At 35.5% G+C, this 352-nt stretch carries 1 protein-coding gene; it reads left to right on the forward strand.

The features are described 5' to 3' along the window. A partial coding sequence (locus tag N2257_10440; GenBank protein MCX7794801.1) for a hypothetical protein occupies nucleotides 1–352 on the forward strand: 352 nt, incomplete at both ends.

Raw genomic sequence — 352 nt, forward strand, 5'->3', positions numbered from 1 at the left:
TGCTTGGTATCATTGAGCTCGGAGAGATAAAAAGAGAATCTGGAAAATCTAAAACCCTGCTGCTTCCTTCTAACATTGAGGCCATGAAATATCTTGAAAGAATGGATTTTCTAAGATATGCCTCTGAAAATTATATAATCAAACCAGAGGATTTCCGATTATCGGAAAGATACAGAAGAAGGATTCACTCAGATGTGCTTCTTGAAATTACGAGAATAGAGAAATCAGATGATATACATTTTATTGTAGCAAAGGTAAAGGAAAGGGCAGATATTATTCTTAAAAAACCCCTCCATTATGATGAAAGGGCTATAAAAGGATTCATAGTTGCCCTTTCAGAGGTATGCCAGAA

It is taken from the genome of Thermodesulfovibrionales bacterium (assembly GCA_026417875.1).
GTDB lineage: Bacteria > Nitrospirota > Thermodesulfovibrionia > Thermodesulfovibrionales > CALJEL01 > CALJEL01.